Origin of the sequence: Nocardioides houyundeii (genome assembly GCF_002865585.1) — a bacterium.
Taxonomy (GTDB): domain Bacteria; phylum Actinomycetota; class Actinomycetes; order Propionibacteriales; family Nocardioidaceae; genus Nocardioides; species Nocardioides houyundeii.
The window spans coordinates 1-17145 of the sequence record NZ_CP025581.1 but is presented as its reverse complement, the minus strand read 5'-3'; the positions used below and the strand labels follow the sequence as shown (position 1 = coordinate 17145).

Sequence of the window (17145 nt, the reverse complement as noted above, 5' to 3'; positions counted from 1 at the left end):
GGCGTCGCAGACTCGGCCCGCCGCTCAGGCGGGAGCCACGGAACCGGTCGGGGGAGCATCCTCCGGCCGGTTCTCTGCTATCCAGGCGTCGACCCGCTCCCACCAGGTGAAGAGCCACTCGATCTGGGCCTCGCGACCCTCGGGGATCTCGGCCCGGGGCACCTCCCACCAGCGCATGGTGATCTGCTTGTCCATCGGCAGCTCGCGCCACACGTCGGCCACGGTGAGCATGTGGTCCAGGCCGGTGTGGGCCACCATCAGCACGTTCGCGTCCGGGGCCGCCTCCAGAGCCGCCAGGAACCCGCCGGGCCGCGGCGCCAGCACGTGGATCATGCCCTCGGCGCGCTGGGCCATCCGCTCCAGGCCCAGCTTGCGGAGCCGGCCGATCGCCCGCTCCCGGCGGGCCGGGGTGAAGTTGCCGCCCTCGGGGAAGATCACGAACGCGTCGTTGGGGTCCAGGCCCTGGGCCAGCGCGGCGATGTGGCCCTCCAGGTCCTCACCCCGCTCGGGGTTGGGCGAGATGAACCGGGCGGGCAGCCGGCGCAGCAGCACCGAGATCGCCGGGTCCCAGGCCAGGGTGTCCTTGAGCACCACCCGGGGCTCCCGGTTGTACCAGTGCAGCAGGGCGTACATCAGGATGAAGGAGTCGCCGGGGCCCGCGTGCCGGCAGCACACCAGCACCGGGTGGTCGGGATAGCGCTGCGGCGCCGGCCCGTCGGTGGTGATCTGCAGGCGCAGCACCCGGCGTGCCTCGCGGAAGAAGAGCACCAGCGTGCCCTCCACGAGCTCGTAGTGGATCCCGGCGAAGTACGCCGACCTGATCCGCCAGCCGAAGCCGCTGGCCAGCCACAGCGCCAGCAGCACGGCGAGCAGCAGGGACTCAGCGCTCAGGTAGAGCAGGGCGACCCAGGCCGTGCGGAGCAGCCGCAACCGTCCCGGGAGCAGCGGAGAGAGCGCGGCCACCGCGATCAGCCACAACGGCAGCGTGAGCCAGAGCGCCACGGTCACGCCGACCAGCAGCGGGGCCACCACGAACCGTTGGAGGACCCACCGCACGCCGTCGCTCACGGGTGCTGGTCCAGGTAGGCCCGAGCGGCGTCGTAGGTGGCGCTGATCCGGGCCTCCACGCTGGCGAAGTCACGGAAGGCGAAGATCGAGTCGTCCCGGTCCGAGGTACCGGCGGCGGGCAGCACGTGGGCCTCCACGCCCTCGGGCAGCTCCGCCATCTCGCGGACGAAGCGGTGCCGCCGGGCGATCTCGAACGAGACCCGCGCCACCTGCCACGGCTGGGTCGGCACCTTCAGCGGCCGGTCGATCCGGCCCACCTGCAACACGTAGATCTTGGAGGCGCCCAGGGCCACCGCCCGGCCCAGCGGGACCGAGTTGACGATGCCGCCGTCCAGGTAGTGCTCGTCTCCGACCTTGGCCGGCGGCAGCAATCCCGGTACGGCGGCGCTCGCGACCACTGCGTCGACGACGGGGCCGGCGTCGAACCAGTGCTCGGCTGCACGTTCGATGCTCGCCGCGCACACCTGGAAGCGCACCGGCAGGTCGGCGAAGGTGGTCTCGCCCAGCTCGTCGACGAGCCGCTGCTTCAGCGGGCGGGAGGAGTAGACGTGGGTGCCGGTGCTGAGCGCCCGGCGGACCGAGCGCAACGGGCGGTCGCCGTACACGTCGCGGGTCTGCGCCGCCGAGACCCACAGGGCGGTGAGCCGGTCCACCACACCGGGCGTGGGGTCCTGGGCGACCAGGGCGCCGTTGATGGCACCGATGCTGGTGCCCAGCACCAGGTCGGGTCGGACGCCGTGCTCGAGGAGGGCGCGGAGCATCCCCACCTCAGCGGCGCCCAGCACGCCGCCGCCGCCCAGCACGAACGCGGTCGTCACGTGGGAGAGGGTCCCACCTCGGCACGCTCTGCGTCGTCTGCCACGCCCCGTTCCTCGGCGGCCATCTGGGCGCGCACCCGGGCGGTGGCGCGGTGCTCGGCCCAGAAGGAGAGCACCGGGATGGTGCCGCACAGCAGGGTGACCACGGTGAAGCCCATGGGCCACTTCGCCTTGCGGGCCAGGGAGAACGCCATCACCAGGAAGATCATGTAGAGCCAGCCGTGGGCGGTGCCGAGCACGCCGGTGATGAACTCCCCGAGCTGGTCGGCAGAGCTGCCGTCGTCGAACCAGTTCGGGGTCGGGATCTTGTCACCGGCCCACATCGGGGTGCCGTCGAAGTTCGAGAGCGGGACTCCGACCAGGCACAGGACGATCAGCAGGACGCCGACGATGCTGGCGGAGACGCGGTAGCGGGTGAGAGCCTTCTTCACACCTCGACGGTATCCCGCTCGCTCAACTGCTCACCCATCGCCGCAGCCCTGGCGGCCCGCACCTCGTCGGCGCACCAGCGCCACCAGATGAACGCCGCGAACCCGGCGAAGACCCACCACTCGACGCCGTACAACAGGTTCCGGATGCCCGTGCCCCGGCCCACCTCGGGCAGTTCGTCGAGGTCGGCGGGTGCGAGTCCAGCGGTCCCGGGGTTGCGCAGCTCGGCGGAGTCGGGGTCGACCACCAGGTAGGCGCCGTAGAGGTCCTGGTCGACGTGCTGGATGGCGTCGGCGATGCGCACCTGCGGGATCACGTCGTCGCTGCGGTCCTCGTCGGTGGCGCCGGTGCTGCCCTCGGGCGGCTGCAGCCAGCCCACGATCTCGGCCTCGCCCTGCGGCGGCGCCGGTACGTCGTCCAGCCCGGCGGTCCAGCCGCGCACCACGAGCAGCGCCGGGTCGTCCGGCCCCGCCACCGCGGCGTCGTCCTGGGCGACCGCGAGCGGCGTCACCACCCAGTAGCCCTCCCGGTTGCCCTGCAAGCGGTCGGAGACCAGCACGGTGCCCTCCGGCACCCAGGTCCCGCTCATCCGGACCGGCTTGCCCACCGAGGAGCTGGGGAACGGGTCGTCGGGGCCCAGGGACTCGGCCAGGGGCACCGGGTCGAGCTCTGCGCGCCCGGCGGCGGCGTCGGAGCGCTCGTCCTGCCAGACCTGGACCTGCCAGACACCGAGCAGCATCGCGATTGCGACCAGCACCACCGCCACCAGGTGCATCCCGAGGGAGAAGGGGCGCAGCAGAGGGTGGATCGACACGCCGCCAGCCTAGTTGCCGGTCGGTGAGACCGGCGAGCCGACGGCGACCGGCCACGCCGCGGCGGCACGGCAGCCAGCCTCGCGTCCAATAGCCTCCCCGCATGACTGATGCGCCTGCGTCCGACCCGCTCAAGATCGTGCTCGCCGGGGGGTCCGGGGTCTTGGGCACGGCGCTCGCCGCCGACCTGGAGGGTCGCGGGCACGAGATCGTCGTGCTGACCCGGTCCCCGGACGCGTCGTCGCCCTACCGCCAGGTGAGCTGGGACGGGGAGAGCCTGGGTGAATGGGTCAGTGAGCTCGGAGATCCCGGCAGGACGGCCGTGGTGAACCTGGCCGGTGCCCTGGTGGACCGCCCGGCGACGCCGGAGAACCTTCGCCTGCTGCGTGAATCGCGCGTGGCGCCCACCCTGGCCCTGGTGCGAGCCAGCCAGGGTCTCGCAGCACCCCTGCGGCACTGGGTGCAGGCGTCCACCACCGCGATCTGGTCCGACGGCGGGGAGCGGCGCATCACCGAGTCGACGCCCCTTCCCGCGACGGGACTCCCCCAGATGACCGGAGTTGCCCGTGTCTGGGAGGAGGCCAGCGCTGAGGCCGTCACCAACCATCGCATCGTGCTCCGCACCTCGCTGGTGCTCCAGGACGATTCTCCGCTGCTCCACCGGCTCTCGGGTGTCACCCGGGCAGGCTTGGGAGGACGGCTGGGGCACGGTCGGCAGTGGATCAGCTGGATCCACCTGGCTGACTGGCTGCGCGTGGTCCGCGCCTGCCTGGGCCTCGAGCCTGGCAAGGAGATCCCGTCCGGGGTTCTGGTGGCCTCTCACGACCGTCCGGTGCGCAACGCGGAGATGATGGCGGCCCTGCGCGCTCACTACCAACGACCCTTCGGCCTGCCCGCCCCGGCGGTCGCGGTGCGGCTGGGCTCCCGGGTGCTGCGCACCGACCCGGCGCTGGGCCTGACCGGGAGGCACTGCACCTCAGAGGTGCTCGCCGGGCTCGACTGGCAGTTCGAGGTCCCCGACTTCCGGGCCGCGCTGGCCCTGCTGACGTAGAGCGAGGCAGGCCACCAGCATCACCAGGGCGAGCGCCGCCGCCACCTGGCTGAACGGTCTGCGCCCGAGCTGCTCCATCGTGTCCGTGACGGTCAGTGCGGCGACCACCGCGGCGCTCCCCAGCGCCACGGCCGCCAGGCGCTCCGGCAGCAGGGCGGACAAGACCACCGCACCACCCCAGGGCACGCCGTAGAGCAGGGCGAAGGCCAGCAGCGAGCGCAGGTCGCGATCGTCCCGGGAGCCGGCCGCTGTCACCAGGATCACCAGGACCCCCAGCGCTCCGCCGATCATCAGGCCGCCCCGGATCCGGCGACCGTCGATCACAAGCACCCCGAGCTGCTGCAGCCGCACCAGCGCCAGCAGCCCCGCGAGCCCGGCCAGCACCCCACCCACGAGCGCCAGCCGCTCGTAGCTCTCGATCGTTCCCTCGTGGGGCCACCCGAAGCCGATCACCGGGCGCCAGTGCTTGGCACCCACCGCGCCGTACGCCGCAGCGGTGACGCTGCCGACCAGGACGGCCACCTGGCTGCCCGCCTCCCACTCCCGCCGGAGCCCGAGCACCACCGCCGCCATCCTCATCGCCACGAGCAGGGGCAGCCACCAGGGCTGGATGGAGTGCGGCCGGAGCAGCATCGCCAGTGCTCCGGCCAGGCAGAGGGCCTGCACCGCCTTGAACGCAGCACCTGGCATCCGCCCACCGTCTTCCCTGCCGCAGTGAGGGGGAGAGTAGCGCCATAAAGGCCACGGCGGGGGGACCGGTAAGGCCCCGAAATTGAAGAAAGACCCGGGGTGGAGCCCCCAGGCCTTTCAGTGGAGCCTAGGGGACTCGAACCCCTAACCCCCTGCTTGCAAAGCAGGTGCGCTACCAATTGCGCCAAGGCCCCGCGACCACGATGGTCAGGTGGTGGTCAGGCCTTGCCGACCTTGTCGGTGGCCTCTGCCCACAGGGCCTGCTCGGCCTTGCCCTCGTCCATCTTCTTCTTGGCGAGGGCGGCGCCGGCGGCGGCAAGGGCGAGCAGCAGAAGCTTCTTCATGGAAATCCCTTACCTCGTGGCAGACATACTTCGGTGGTGGGCCTAACAGGACTTGAACCTGTGACCTCTTCCTTATCAGGGAAGCGCTCTAACCGTCTGAGCTATAGGCCCTCCCCCGGACTAGCCGGGTTGGTCAGCGCACGAAGCGCGACCGCGGGGAACACTACCTGATGCTGATCCTGGCGAACAAAACGCCTACCTGGCGTCCTCGGCGAGGGTGACTTCCACGCCGCCGAGCAGGGCCGCAGCCATGTTGTAGAGGAAGGCCCCGAGCGTGGCGATGGCGGTCAGCAGGATCACGTCGATGACCGAGACCAGCAGCGTGAAGCCGAGCACCCGGGACATCCCGACGTAGTTGGTGACGTCGAACGTGCTGGCGTCGTCGCTCTCGACCACGCTGGCCACGGTGGAGTTGATGGAGTCCCACACCCCCGCCGCCCCCAGCACCGACCAGACCATGAAGACGGCCACGAAGGTGACGATGCCGAACGCCACCGACAGCAGGAACGACGCCTTCATCACCGACCAGGGGTCCACCCTGGTGAGCCGCAGCCGCGCCCTGCGCGGCTGCTTCTTGCCCGCGGTGGACCTCTGCATGGCGGCGGTGTCTCGATGCTCCTCCGCCGCCATGGAGAGCTTCTGTCCGATCCGTCCTGGCAGCGCCGGACGCACCACGGTGTCCTCAGGACCCCGGTTGCGCGGGGCGGCCCTCTCGGTCATCAGTCATCACTCTCCGCAGCTTCGGGGTCACTGTCCGGGGCTTCGGTGCCACTGTCCTCGACGCCCTCACCCGGCTGGTCGACGGTCTCGATCGCGTCCCCATTCTCGTCCTGGGCCGCTTCGTCCTCATCGATTGTCGCATCCTCGTGCGCTTCGATCGAGCGGGCGACGACAGCGACGGAGTCCTTGCCCTTGGGGGAGACGAACTTGACCCCCATGGTCGAGCGGCCCGTCGGGCGGAAGTTCTCGTTGATCGGGCTGCGCACGACCTGGCCGGCCGCGGTGATCGAGAGGATCTCGTCACCGTCCTCGACGATGAACGCACCGACCAGCTGACCGCGGTCCGTGTTGGCCAGGGCCATCGCCTTGATGCCGATCCCGCCACGCGACTGCAGGCGGTACTCGGTGATCGGGGTGCGCTTGGCGAAGCCGCCGTCGGTGATCGTGAAGACGTACTGCGGCTTGAGCCCGAAGTACGGTCCGGCGACCTCCTGCCCGGCCTCCTCGCCAGCCTCCTGGCCGATCTCGGCCGGGTTGGGCGCCCCAGCCTCGGCGGCCTCCTCGGCCGCCTCCTCCGCTGCCTCCTCGGCCGCGACCTGCGCCGCCCGGATCACCGACATCGAGAGCAGCGAGTCGCCCTCGCGGAACTTCATGCCGGTCACGCCGCCGGTGGCCCGCCCCATGGGACGCAGCTGGGCGTCGTCGGCGCGGAACCGCACCGCCTGGCCCTTGCGGGAGACCAGCAGGATGTGGTCGTCGGGACCGACCAGCTCGGCGCCGATCAGCTCGTCGTCGTCGCTGCGGAAGTTGATCGCGATGACGCCGGCCTGGCGCGGGGAGTTGTAGTCGGCCAGGCGGGTCTTCTTGACCAGGCCCTGCCTGGTGGCCAGCACCAGGTACGGCGCCTGGTCGTAGTCACGGATGGCCAGCACCTGGGCGATCGACTCGTCCGGCTGGAACGACAGCAGCCCGGCCACGTGGCCGCCCTTGGCGTCGCGCTGCGCCTCGGGCAGGTTGTAGGCCTTGGTCCGGTAGACCCGGCCGGCAGTGGTGAAGAAGAGCAGCCAGTGGTGGTTGGTCGTGGAGATGAAGTGCTCCACCACGTCGTCCCCGCGCAGCGTCGCGCCGCGCACGCCCTTGCCGCCGCGCTTCTGGGTGCGGTACTGGTCGGCCTTGGTCCGCTTGGCGTAGCCGCCGCGGGTGATGGAGACGACCAGGTCCTCGTCCGGGATCAGGTCCTCCATGGAGAGGTCGCCATCGGCGGCGATGATCTGGGTACGCCGCTCCTGGCCGTACTTGTCCACGATCTCGGTCAGCTCGTCGATGACGATCTGGCGCTGCCGCACCTCGTCGCCGAGGATGTCCTTGAGGTCGGCGATGATGACCTCGAGCTCGGCCAGGTGGTCGATGATCTTCTGCCGCTCCAGGGCGGCGAGTCGGCGCAGCTGCATCGCCAGGATGGCGTCGGCCTGGAGCTCGTCGACGTCGAGCAGGGCGATCAGGCCGGTGCGGGCCTCGTTGACGTCGGGGGAGCGGCGGATCAGGGCGATGACCTCGTCGAGCATGTCCAGTGCCTTGACCAGCCCGCGCCAGATGTGCGCGTCCGCCTCGGCCTTGCGCAGCCGGAAGCGGGTCCGGCGCTGGATGACCTCGATCTGGTGGGTGACCCAGTTGCTGATGAACTGGTCGATCGTCAAGGTGCGCGGCACCCCGTCGACCAGGGCCAGCATGTTGGCGCTGAAGTTGGACTGGAGCTCGGTGTGCTTGAGCAGGTTGTTGAGCACCACCCGGGCCACGGCGTCGCGCTTGAGCACGATGACCAGCTGCTGGCCGGTACGCGAGGAGGTGTTGTCCTTGACGTCGGAGATGCCCTGGACCCGGCCGTTGTCGGCGAGCTCGGCGATCTTGAGCGCCAGGTTGTCGGGGTTGACCATGTAGGGCAGCTGGGTGATGACCAGCGAGGTGCGGCCCTTGGCGTCCTCGTCGACCTCGATCACCGCGCGCTGGGTGACCGAGCCCCGACCGGTGCGGTAGGTCTGCTCGATGCCCTCGCGACCGACGATCATCGCCCCCATCGGGAAGTCCGGGCCCTTGATCCGCTCGATCAGGGCGTCCTGGAGCTCCTCACGTGAGGCCTCGGGGTGCTCGAGCGCCCAGATGGCGCCCTCGGCCACCTCACGCAGGTTGTGCGGCGGGATGTTGGTGGCCATGCCGACCGCGATGCCCGCCGAGCCGTTGACCAGCAGGTTGGGGAAGCGGGCCGGCAGGATCGTCGGCTCCTGCGAGCGCCCGTCGTAGTTGGGCTGGAAGTTGACGGTGTCCTCTTCGATGTCCCGGACCATCTCCAGGGCGAGGGGAGCCATCCGGCACTCGGTGTAACGCATGGCGGCCGCGGGGTCGTTGCCCGGGGAGCCGAAGTTGCCCTGGCCGTTGACCAGCGGCGCACGCATCACCCAGGGCTGGGCCAGGCGCACCAGGGTGTCGTAGATCGCGGTGTCGCCGTGCGGGTGGTACTGACCCATGACGTCCCCGACGACGCGGGAGCACTTGGAGAACCCGCGGTCGGGGCGGTAGCCCCCGTCGTACATCGCGTAGAGCACTCGACGGTGCACGGGCTTGAGCCCGTCGCGCACGTCAGGGAGCGCCCGGCCGACGATGACCGCCATCGCGTAGTCGATGTAGGAGCGCTGCATCGAGGTCTGCAGCTCGATCGGCTGGATACGGCCGTTGTCGTCGCCGCCGCCGTGGATGGTGGTGCCGCCCGTGGGAGTGTCAGTCACTGAGTTCGTCTCTCTTGATCGGTTGATCTACTCGAATCTAGGAATCTTGTTAGAGACCTAGATATCGAGGAATCGGACGTCCTTGGCGTTGCGCTGGATGAAGGAACGACGCTGCTCCACGTCCTCGCCCATCAGGATGGAGAAGATCTCGTCGGCCTGGGCCGCGTCGTCCAGGGTGACCTGGAGCATCAGCCGCTGGGTGGGGTCCATCGTGGTCTCCCACAGCTCGTCGGCGTTCATCTCGCCCAGACCCTTGTAGCGCTGCACCGGGTTCTCCTTGGGCAGCTTCTTGCCGGACTCCAGCCCGTCGCGCATCACCGCGTCGCGCTCGGCGTCGTTGTAGACGAAGTCGTGCGCGTGCGGCTTGTTCCAGCGCAGGCGGTACAGCGGCGGCTGGGCCATGTAGACGAAGCCGTGCTCGATCAGCGGCTTCATGAAGCGGAACAGCAGCGTCAGCAGCAGCGTGTTGATGTGGTGGCCGTCGACGTCGGCGTCGGCCATCAGCACGATCTTGTGGTATCGCAGCTTCTCGAGGTTGAACTCCTCGTGGATCCCGGTGCCCAGCGCCGAGATGATCGCCTGGACCTCGGCGTTGCCCAGCACCTTGTCGATGCGGGCCTTCTCGACGTTGAGGATCTTGCCGCGGATCGGCAGGATGGCCTGGACCCGCGGGTCGCGTCCCTGCTTGGCCGAGCCGCCGGCGGAGTCACCCTCGACGATGAAGACCTCACACTCGCGCGGGTTGGTCGACTGGCAGTCGGCCAGCTTGCCGGGCAGACCACCGCCGCCGAGCAATCCCTTGCGGTTGCGGGCCAGGTCGCGGGCCTTGCGGGCGGCGATCCGGGCGTGCGCGGCCGCCTGGGCCTTGCGCACGATCTCCTTGCCCTCGGCGGGGTTCTGCTCCAGCCAGGCGCCCAGCTGGTCGTTGACGATGCGCTGGGTGAAGCCCTTGGCCTCGGTGTTGCCGAGCTTGGTCTTGGTCTGGCCCTCGAACTGCGGCTCGCCGAGCTTGATGGAGATGATGGCGGTCAGGCCCTCGCGGATGTCGTCGCCGGAGACCCGGTCCTCCTTCTTCTTGATCAGGCCCCACTCCTCGCCCCAGTTGTTGACCAGGGTGGTGAGGGCCGCGCGGAAGCCCTCCTCGTGGGTGCCGCCCTCGTGGGTGTTGATGGTGTTGGCGAAGGTGTGCACCGACTCGGTGAAGGAGGTGTTCCACTGCATCGCGAGCTCGAGGCTCATGTGGTTCTCCTTCGACTCCGGCGTCTCGGCCTCGAAGGAGATGATCGTGGGGTTGGCCTTCTCCTTGCGGCGGTTGAGGTAGGCGACGTAGTCGACCAGGCCGCGGTCGTACTTGAAGGTGCGCTCGATGCCGCCGCCCTCGCCGCGGGTGATCGCGTCGTCCCCGGTGCCCTCGACCTCCTCGGGAACGGTCTCGTCCTCGACGGCGTCGACCACCTCGTCGGCGGAGGAGCGCTCGTCCCGGATCACGATCTCCAGCCCCTTGTTGAGGAAGGCCATCTCGCGGATCCGGTTGGTGATCGTCTCGAGGTTGTACTCGGTGGTCTCGAAGATCTCCTCCGAGGCGTAGTAGGTGATCGTGGTGCCGGTGCGCTCGCCCGGCTCGAGGGGGCGGACCTGCTCCAGGTCGCCGTCCGGTACGCCGATGCTGAAGGTCTGGCGCCACAGGTGGCCGCGGTTCTTGACCTCAACGATGACCTTGCGCGACAGCGCGTTCACCACCGAGATGCCGACCCCGTGCAGACCGCCGGAGACCTTGTAGCCGCCCCCGCCGAACTTGCCGCCGGCGTGCAGCATGGTCAGCGCCATGGTGACCGCCGGAATGCCCTCGGTCGGGTGGATGTCGGTGGGGATGCCGCGCCCGTTGTCCTCGACCCGGACCCCGCCGTCGTCCTGCAGCGTCAGCACGATCCGGTCGCAGTAGCCGGCGAGCGACTCGTCGACGGAGTTGTCCACGACCTCCCAGATGAGGTGGTGCAGACCGCGCTCGCCGGTGGAGCCGATGTACATGCCGGGGCGCTTGCGGACCGCCTCGAGGCCCTCGAGGACCTGGATCGCGGAGGCGTCATAGCCTCCGTTGCCGGACTCGCCCGGAGAGACGTGGTTGGCCAGCGCGCTGTCGGTGCTGCTGCTCCCGGTGTCGGGGGAGGGGGCGGTGCTCTGGTCTTCGACGGGGTTCTCAGCGCTCACGCAAAGCCTTCTTCCACAGCCCCCAGGGGGCCACCTCGACACGGAGAGGGCCGCGACCTTCGTGGAGCACGCGACCCAGAGGCCAGTTTAGCGGTCCTGAGGCCCTACACCATGCTTCTCGTCCCCTGAGGGGAGTGATCTGGGGATCAAACGTCCCCCGTGAGGCCCTCCGGAGGCATTTCGCGGCCTTTTCAGGGGTCCCGATGACTCCCTGTACGTCCCGGGGTGGCCCGGATCGGCATATCGCCGATCCCAGCCTCAGCCGTAGGTGTCGCGCGGGCCCCGGCCGCGGGTGGAGCGCAACCCCTTCTTCCACGAGGGGAGATTGGGCCCCAGGACCTCGATGATCGCCACGGTCCCGTCGCCCAGCTCCTCGTTGAGCCGACGTACGACGGTGGGTGCCAGCATCCGCAGCTGGGTCGCCCAGGCCGTGGAGTCGGTGCGGACCACGAGCTTGCCCTCGGTCAGGGTCTCCGGGGTGCAGTGCGCCCCGACCTCGGCGCCCACCAGCTCCGACCACCGGGCGAAGACCCCCTGCACCTGCAGGTCGAAGGCCCACCCGTGGTTGGTCACCAAGCGGTCCAGGGCGCTGCCCAGCAGCTGGGGGTCCCGGTCGTCGGGGTGGGCGCCGGAGCTGCGGGGGCGGACCCGGCGCCGGAACTCGCCGTTGCTGCCGGTGCCGGACCCCTTCCCCGAGCCCTTGCGGCGCGCCGGCTGACCCGGGATCCGGGCCGCGGCGCGGGCTGCGGCGCGGGCCAGGTCCAGGCCGTCGTCGCGCCGCTGCGCGGCGGCGTCGTCGGGGCGCTCCTCCTCAGCCACGGCGTACCTCGCCATCGGCCACGTGGAACCGCACCCCGGCCAGCGCCTCGGGGACGTCGGCCTCCACCGCCGCCGTCACCAGCACCTGCTCCGCGCCGGCCACCAGCTCGGCCAGCTGCTGGCGGCGACCGGTGTCGAGCTCGGCGAAGACGTCGTCGAGGATCAGGATCGGGTCGTCGCCGTCGTTGCGCAGCAGGTCGTAGGAGGCCAGCTTGAGCGCCAGCGCGAACGACCAGGACTCACCGTGCGAGGCGTACCCCTTGACCGGCAGCCGCAGGTCGCCGTTGCCCAGCGTCAGCACCAGCTCGTCGCGGTGCGGCCCGACCAGGGAGATGCCCCGGTCCAGCTCGTCGCGCCGGCGTCGCTCCAGCTGGGCGAGCAGTGCCTGCTCCAGGTCGGGACGGGTCAGCGCCGCAGCCTCCGCCGGGCTGCCCAGGTCGAAGCTGGGCTTGTACTCCACCTCGGCGTCGTCGCGGGACGCCCCGCGGGCGACCGCCTCGTAGGCCTTGCCGACGTACGGCGCCAGCGCCTGCACCAGGGCGATGCGCTGAGCCAGCAGCTCCGCGCCCACCTGGGACAGGTGGGTGTCCCACACCGACAGGGTGGAGAGCGCAGCCTCCGCCGAGGGTCCACCGCGGCGCGCGCTCCCGGCGGTCTTGAGCAGCGAGTTGCGCTGACGCAGGATCCGGTCGTACTCCGCCCTGGTCCCGGCCAGCCGCGGGGTACGCAGCACCAGCAGGTCGTCGAGGAAGCGCCGCCGGTCGCTCGGGTCGCCCTTGACCAGGGTCAGGTCGTCGGGGGAGAAGACCACCGTCCGCACCAGGCCCAGGATCTCGCGCGGCCGGGGGAGGGGCGACCTGTTGATCCGGGCCCGGTTGGCGCGCCCGGGGTTGAGCTCGACCTCGAGGGTGGCGGCACGCCCGTCCTTGACCACGATGGCGCGCACCAGCGCCTGGTCGCTGCCGGAGCGGACCAGGGGAGCGTCGCTGGCCACCCGGTGGGACCCGAGCCGGGACAGGTAGTCGATGGCCTCCACCAGGTTGGTCTTGCCCTGGCCGTTGCGACCGATGAAGGCCGTGGCGCCCGGAGCCAGCTCGACGTCGATGTCGGCGTACGAGCGGAAGTCGTGGAGCGCGAGGTGCGAGACGTGCACGAAACCTCTTGTCTAGCTCTCGCCGGTCTCGGTCGCGCTGCCGGCACCGGCCTGCTCGGAGGTCTCGCTGACCTCGGGGTCGTGCTTGCCCTCGACGTCGCCGCCCTTGGGCGCCTCGGTCTGCATGGCGTGGCCACCGAACTGGTTGCGCATCGCGGCGATCGCCTTCATCGCGGGGCTGTCGTCCTGGCGGGAGACGAACCGGGCGTAGAGCGCGGCGGTGATCGCGGGGGTCGCCACCGCGTGCTCGATGCCGGCCTCGACGGTCCAGCGGCCCTCGCCGGAGTCCTCGGCGTAGCCGCGGATCCCCTCCAGGCCGGGCTGCTCGTCGAGGGCGGCCACCAGCAGGTCGAGCAGCCAGGAGCGGATCACGGTGCCCTCGCGCCAGGAGCGGAAGACCTCGGTCACGTTGTCGACCATGTCGACCTTCTCCAGCAGCTCCCAGCCCTCGGCGTAGCTCTGCATGATCGCGTACTCGATGCCGTTGTGGACCATCTTGGAGAAGTGGCCGGCACCGACCTTGCCCGCGTGCACCGCGCCGAACTCGCCCTCGGGCTTGAGGGCGTCGAAGGCCGGCTGCACCTTGGCGACGTCCTCCGGAGATCCGCCGTACATCAGGGCGTAGCCGTTCTCCAGGCCCCACACGCCCCCGGAGACGCCGCAGTCGACGTAGCCGATCTCGCACTCGGCCAGGGAGGCGGCGTGCTCGAGGTCGTCGGTCCAGCGCGAGTTGCCGCCGTCGACGACCACGTCGCCGGCGCCCAGGAGGTCCCGCAGCTGCCCGACGGTCTCCCGGGTGGGGCCGCCCGCGGGCACCATCACCCACACGACCTTGGGGGAGGGCAGCTTCTCGACCAGCTCGGCCAGCGACGCCACGTCGCTGACTCCCGGGTCCCGGTCGTAGCCGATCACGGTGTGGCCCCCACGACGGAGCCGCTCCCGCATGTTGCCGCCCATCTTGCCGAGGCCGACGAGTCCGATCTCCATGCGCGCTGCTCCTCTTCGTGGGTGGTGGTCGCCGTCGACCCCTACGACAGGAGTCTCCTCGGCATCAGCAGGTAACGGAAGGCGCTGTCGTTGCCGGCGTCGGTGCTGGAGATGACCACCGGCTTGGTGGCCTGGGTGAAGGACAGGTTGACCTTCTCGCCGTCCAGCGCGGTGAGCCCGTCGAGCAGGTACGTCGGGTTGAAGCCGGTGACGACCTCCTCACCGGTGATCTCCGCCTCGATCGCCTCGGTGGCCTGGGCCTCGTCGCCGGACTGGGAGTCGAGCACGACCTCGCCGTCGGAGAACTTCATCTGCACCGCGGTGTTGCGCTCGGCCACCAGCGCGACCCGCTTGACGGTGTCGATCAGCTCCTGGCGGTTGACCGTCGCCACGGTCAGGTGCTCGGCGGGGAACAGGCTGCGGACCTTGGGGAACTCCCCGTCCAGCAGCCGGGTCGTGGTGCGGCGTACGCCGTCGCTGCCGGAGCCCTCGAAGCCGATGATGCCGTCGCCGCCGGCTGCGGAGATCGAGATGGTGACGTCCCCGCTCAGCGTCTTGGCGGTGTCGCTGAGCACCTTGGCCGGCACCAGCGCGGCGAGCGAGGCGTCGGTGGCGTTGGGGCGCCAGGTCAGCTCACGGTGCGAGAGCCGGAACCGGTCGGTGGCGAGCAGCGACATCGAGTCGCCCTCGATCTCGATCCGGACGCCGGTCAGGACCGGGAGCATGTCGTCGCGGCCGGCGGCGGTCACGGCCTGGGAGACCGCCCGGGCGAACTCGTCGCCCTTGACCACGCCGCTGGCCGGGGCACCACCGGCAGGGTGGGGTAGTCCTCGACGGGCATGGTCTGGAGGCTGAAGCGACCGGAGCCGCACTTGATCTCCAGCTTGTTGCCGGTGACCTCGCAGTCGACCGGCTTGTGGGGGAGGCTGCGGCAGATGTCGGCCAGCAGCCGTCCGCTGACCAGGACCCGGCCGTCGTCGGAGACCTCGGCACGCAGCTCGGCCCGGGCGGAGGTCTCGTAGTCGAAGGACGACAGGACCAGGCCGTCGTCGCTCGCCTCGATCAGGAGGCCCGCGAGCACGGGAGCACTGGGGCGCACAGGGAGGCTGCGTGCAGCCCAGGCGACGGCGTCGGCGAAGACGTCGCGTTCGACGCGGAACTTCACTTCGTTCCTCCGGATCTTGTTATTCGACTGCGTGGAGCCGAATCCTGCCATGCCGCCGGTCCCGGTGTCCCCGAGGTGTCCGGCACGACCCTCCGCCAGTAGCACCTCGGAGCCGGGATTTCGGGCGTCATCCCCAGGTTGGCGGCGAAGTGATGGTTGTGAGGAATCGATGACATGGATAGGTGAGTGGTTGTCATAGGGGTTGTGGAAACTGTGGATAACTGAGGTTTCCGCAGGTCAGCGCGGATTTGTTCGCAATTCTGGCCTGTGGAGGGAGTGTGCAGGCACTGGTGCGGGCTGTGGGGCCGGCGTTGGACTCTCGGTCACTCACCCCGTGAGTGCACAGGCCTGTGGAGGAATCGTGGCCTTTGACCACAGGTGGTTCAACAGGGTGCGAACCACAAGAATCCGCACTCGTTCAGCTCGCCCGGGCCTGCATCTTGATGCGGTTGGTGAGCTCGCTGACCTGGTTGAAGACCGCCCGACGCTCGGCGAGGAGCTGGTTGATCTTGCGATCCGCGTACATCACCGTGGTGTGGTCCCGGCCGAACTCCTTGCCGATCTGCGGCAGCGACATGCTGGTGAGCTCGCGGCACAGGTACATGGAGATCTGACGGGCGAGCACCAGGTGCCGTCCGCGGCTGGGGCCGGTGAGGTCGTCGATGCTGACCCCGAAGTACGCCGCGGTCTGGGCGATGATCAGCGGTGAGGTGATCTCCGGCTCGCCGCCCTCGGGGATGAGGTCCTTGAGCACGATCTCGGCCAGGGTCATGTCGACCTCCTGGCGGTTGAGGTTGGCGAAGGCCGTCACCCGGATGAGGGCACCCTCGAGCTCGCGGATGTTGGTCTGGATCTTGGAGGCGATGAACTCCAGCACGTCCGGCGGTGCGGTGAGCCGGTCCATCGCGGCCTTCTTGCGCAGGATCGCGATGCGGGTCTCGAGGTCGGGAGCCTGGACGTCGGTGATCAGGCCCCACTCGAACCGGTTGCGGAGCCGGTCCTCGAGCGCCTCGAGCAGCTTGGGGGGACGGTCGGAGGTCAGCACGATCTGCTTGTTTGCGTTGTGCAGCGTGTTGAAGGTGTGGAAGAACTCCTCCTGCGTCTGCGTCTTGCCCTCGAGGAACTGGATGTCGTCGATCAGCAGCACGTCCACGTCGCGGTACCGCCGCTTGAACCGGTCCTGCCGGTCGTCGCGGATCGCGTTGATGAACTCGTTGGTGAACTCCTCGCTGGAGACGTAGCGCACCTTGGCGCCGCTGTAGAGGCTGCGGACGTAGTGGCCGATCGCGTGCAGCAGGTGCGTCTTGCCCAGCCCGGACTCCCCGTAGACCAGCAGCGGGTTGTACGCCTTGCCCGGCGCTTCGGCCACCGCCACCGCCGCGGCGTGGGGGAACCGGTTGGACGAGCCGATGACGAAGGTCTCGAAGGTGTACTTGGGGTTGAGCCGCGTCTCCATGGCGCTGGTGCCGCTGGGGTGGTCCCGCCGGTCGGAGTCGAAGTGCTGCTGCGGGAGCTCGACGACGTTGGAGATGTCCCACCGATTTGTCGACATATCGGTTTGTGGCCTGATGGACTCGTCCGGCGGGGTGTGCACCGGCGGCCCCACCTGGTCGTCGAGCGCCGGGTTCACGGTGACGGCGATCCGGATCTCGCGGCGGAAGCGGTCGCTGAGGGAGTCCTCCAGCTGGGCGCGCAGGCGTCCCTCGAGCTGACCCCGGGTGAAGTCGTTGGGCACGGCGATGATCGCGGTGCTCTCGTGCAGGGTGACGGGCTCACTCGCGCGCAGCCAGGCCCGTTGGTTGGGCTGGAGCTGGTCGACGACGCTGCGCCAGACCGTGCTGAGGTCGACCGGGTCGTTCTCCACGTGTTCCCCTCGTCATGGCGGTCGTGGCCGAGTGTCAGTCCACAACTTTATCCACAGGTTGTGCATCTTGCCCCTTATTGGGGAGGTCTTCGTGCTGGCCAGGGGGCCCGACTTCTCTCACCGCACTGTTTCCGCTGGTCAGAGCCGGTTTCGCGGGGTCCGCACCCAGGCTCCGGGGGAGTCTGGGCATCGCGTGTGGAGGTGGTCGCGACACCCTCTGGCCGTCGCAAGGTAACA

14 protein-coding genes, 2 tRNA genes and 1 pseudogene are annotated in these 17145 nt (G+C 69.8%); 1 reads left to right on the top strand and 16 read right to left on the bottom strand.

Annotated elements, in window-relative coordinates:
• Window positions 1–24 precede the first annotated feature (24 nt).
• Genes C0R66_RS00080 through C0R66_RS00065 form a run of 4 tightly spaced genes read right to left on the bottom strand, consistent with a single transcriptional unit; the run spans window position 25 to window position 3129 of the window.
• Window positions 25–1068 carry a lysophospholipid acyltransferase family protein gene (locus tag C0R66_RS00080; protein WP_240311754.1) on the bottom strand — a complete coding sequence of 348 codons (1044 nt, stop codon included), beginning with the start codon at window positions 1066–1068 and terminating at the stop codon, window positions 25–27.
• A complete protein-coding gene (locus C0R66_RS00075) occupies window positions 1065–1886 on the bottom strand; it encodes a patatin-like phospholipase family protein (RefSeq protein WP_101522956.1) in 822 nt (273 codons plus the stop codon). The genes C0R66_RS00080 and C0R66_RS00075 overlap by 4 nt, the downstream gene beginning before the upstream one ends.
• Window positions 1883–2317 (bottom strand): DUF3817 domain-containing protein, encoded by a 435-nt coding sequence (locus C0R66_RS00070; protein WP_101522955.1) that lies wholly within the window; start codon window positions 2315–2317, stop codon window positions 1883–1885. Before C0R66_RS00070 ends, C0R66_RS00075 begins: the two co-directional genes overlap by 4 nt.
• Window positions 2314–3129: an SURF1 family protein gene (locus C0R66_RS00065; protein ID WP_101522954.1), complete on the bottom strand. Its 816-nt coding sequence runs from the start codon at window positions 3127–3129 to the stop codon at window positions 2314–2316. The genes C0R66_RS00070 and C0R66_RS00065 overlap by 4 nt, the downstream gene beginning before the upstream one ends.
• 101 nt (window positions 3130–3230) lie before the next feature.
• On the opposite strand from C0R66_RS00065, the gene C0R66_RS00060 reads away from it, so the two are divergent.
• Complete coding sequence (locus C0R66_RS00060; protein ID WP_101522953.1) at window positions 3231–4178, top strand: NAD-dependent epimerase/dehydratase family protein; 948 nt, start codon at window positions 3231–3233, stop codon at window positions 4176–4178.
• Here the strand turns inward: C0R66_RS00060 and C0R66_RS00055 are convergent.
• The 12 genes and pseudogenes from C0R66_RS00055 to dnaA all read right to left on the bottom strand — a co-directional run bounded on the left by C0R66_RS00055 (window position 4104) and on the right by dnaA (window position 16908).
• The gene (locus C0R66_RS00055) at window positions 4104–4868 is read right to left on the bottom strand and encodes a hypothetical protein (RefSeq protein ID WP_101522952.1); all 765 of its coding nucleotides are present in this window, start codon (window positions 4866–4868) and stop codon (window positions 4104–4106) included. The genes C0R66_RS00060 and C0R66_RS00055 overlap by 75 nt on opposite strands.
• A 121-nt stretch (window positions 4869–4989) precedes the next feature.
• Window positions 4990–5062 (bottom strand) — tRNA-Ala (locus C0R66_RS00050).
• A gap of 24 nt (window positions 5063–5086) precedes the next feature.
• Window positions 5087–5212 (bottom strand): DLW-39 family protein, encoded by a 126-nt coding sequence (locus tag C0R66_RS19180; protein ID WP_240181612.1) that lies wholly within the window; start codon window positions 5210–5212, stop codon window positions 5087–5089.
• Between the two features lie 34 nt (window positions 5213–5246).
• Window positions 5247–5323, bottom strand: a tRNA-Ile gene (locus C0R66_RS00045).
• 84 nt (window positions 5324–5407) lie between these two features.
• The gene (locus tag C0R66_RS00040) at window positions 5408–5932 is read right to left on the bottom strand and encodes a DUF3566 domain-containing protein (protein ID WP_101522951.1); all 525 of its coding nucleotides are present in this window, start codon (window positions 5930–5932) and stop codon (window positions 5408–5410) included.
• Window positions 5932–8712 carry a DNA gyrase subunit A gene (gene gyrA / locus C0R66_RS00035; protein ID WP_101522950.1) on the bottom strand — a complete coding sequence of 927 codons (2781 nt, stop codon included), beginning with the start codon at window positions 8710–8712 and terminating at the stop codon, window positions 5932–5934. The genes C0R66_RS00040 and gyrA overlap by 1 nt, the downstream gene beginning before the upstream one ends.
• 57 nt (window positions 8713–8769) lie before the next feature.
• Window positions 8770–10842, bottom strand: coding sequence for a DNA topoisomerase (ATP-hydrolyzing) subunit B (gene gyrB, locus C0R66_RS00030; protein ID WP_101525942.1), 2073 nt, complete (start codon window positions 10840–10842; stop codon window positions 8770–8772).
• A gap of 336 nt (window positions 10843–11178) precedes the next feature.
• On the bottom strand, window positions 11179–11739 hold the full coding sequence (locus C0R66_RS00025) for a DciA family protein (protein WP_240311753.1): 561 nt from the start codon (window positions 11737–11739) through the stop codon (window positions 11179–11181).
• The gene (gene recF / locus C0R66_RS00020) at window positions 11732–12892 is read right to left on the bottom strand and encodes a DNA replication/repair protein RecF (RefSeq protein ID WP_101522948.1); all 1161 of its coding nucleotides are present in this window, start codon (window positions 12890–12892) and stop codon (window positions 11732–11734) included. Before recF ends, C0R66_RS00025 begins: the two co-directional genes overlap by 8 nt.
• A gap of 12 nt (window positions 12893–12904) precedes the next feature.
• Window positions 12905–13879 carry a phosphogluconate dehydrogenase (NAD(+)-dependent, decarboxylating) gene (gene gnd / locus C0R66_RS00015; RefSeq protein ID WP_101522947.1) on the bottom strand — a complete coding sequence of 325 codons (975 nt, stop codon included), beginning with the start codon at window positions 13877–13879 and terminating at the stop codon, window positions 12905–12907.
• 41 nt (window positions 13880–13920) lie between these two features.
• Window positions 13921–15044: pseudogene (dnaN, locus tag C0R66_RS00010) on the bottom strand (DNA polymerase III subunit beta).
• A gap of 418 nt (window positions 15045–15462) precedes the next feature.
• Window positions 15463–16908, bottom strand: coding sequence for a chromosomal replication initiator protein DnaA (dnaA, locus tag C0R66_RS00005; protein ID WP_101522946.1), 1446 nt, complete (start codon window positions 16906–16908; stop codon window positions 15463–15465).
• Window positions 16909–17145: the final 237 nt, after the last annotated feature.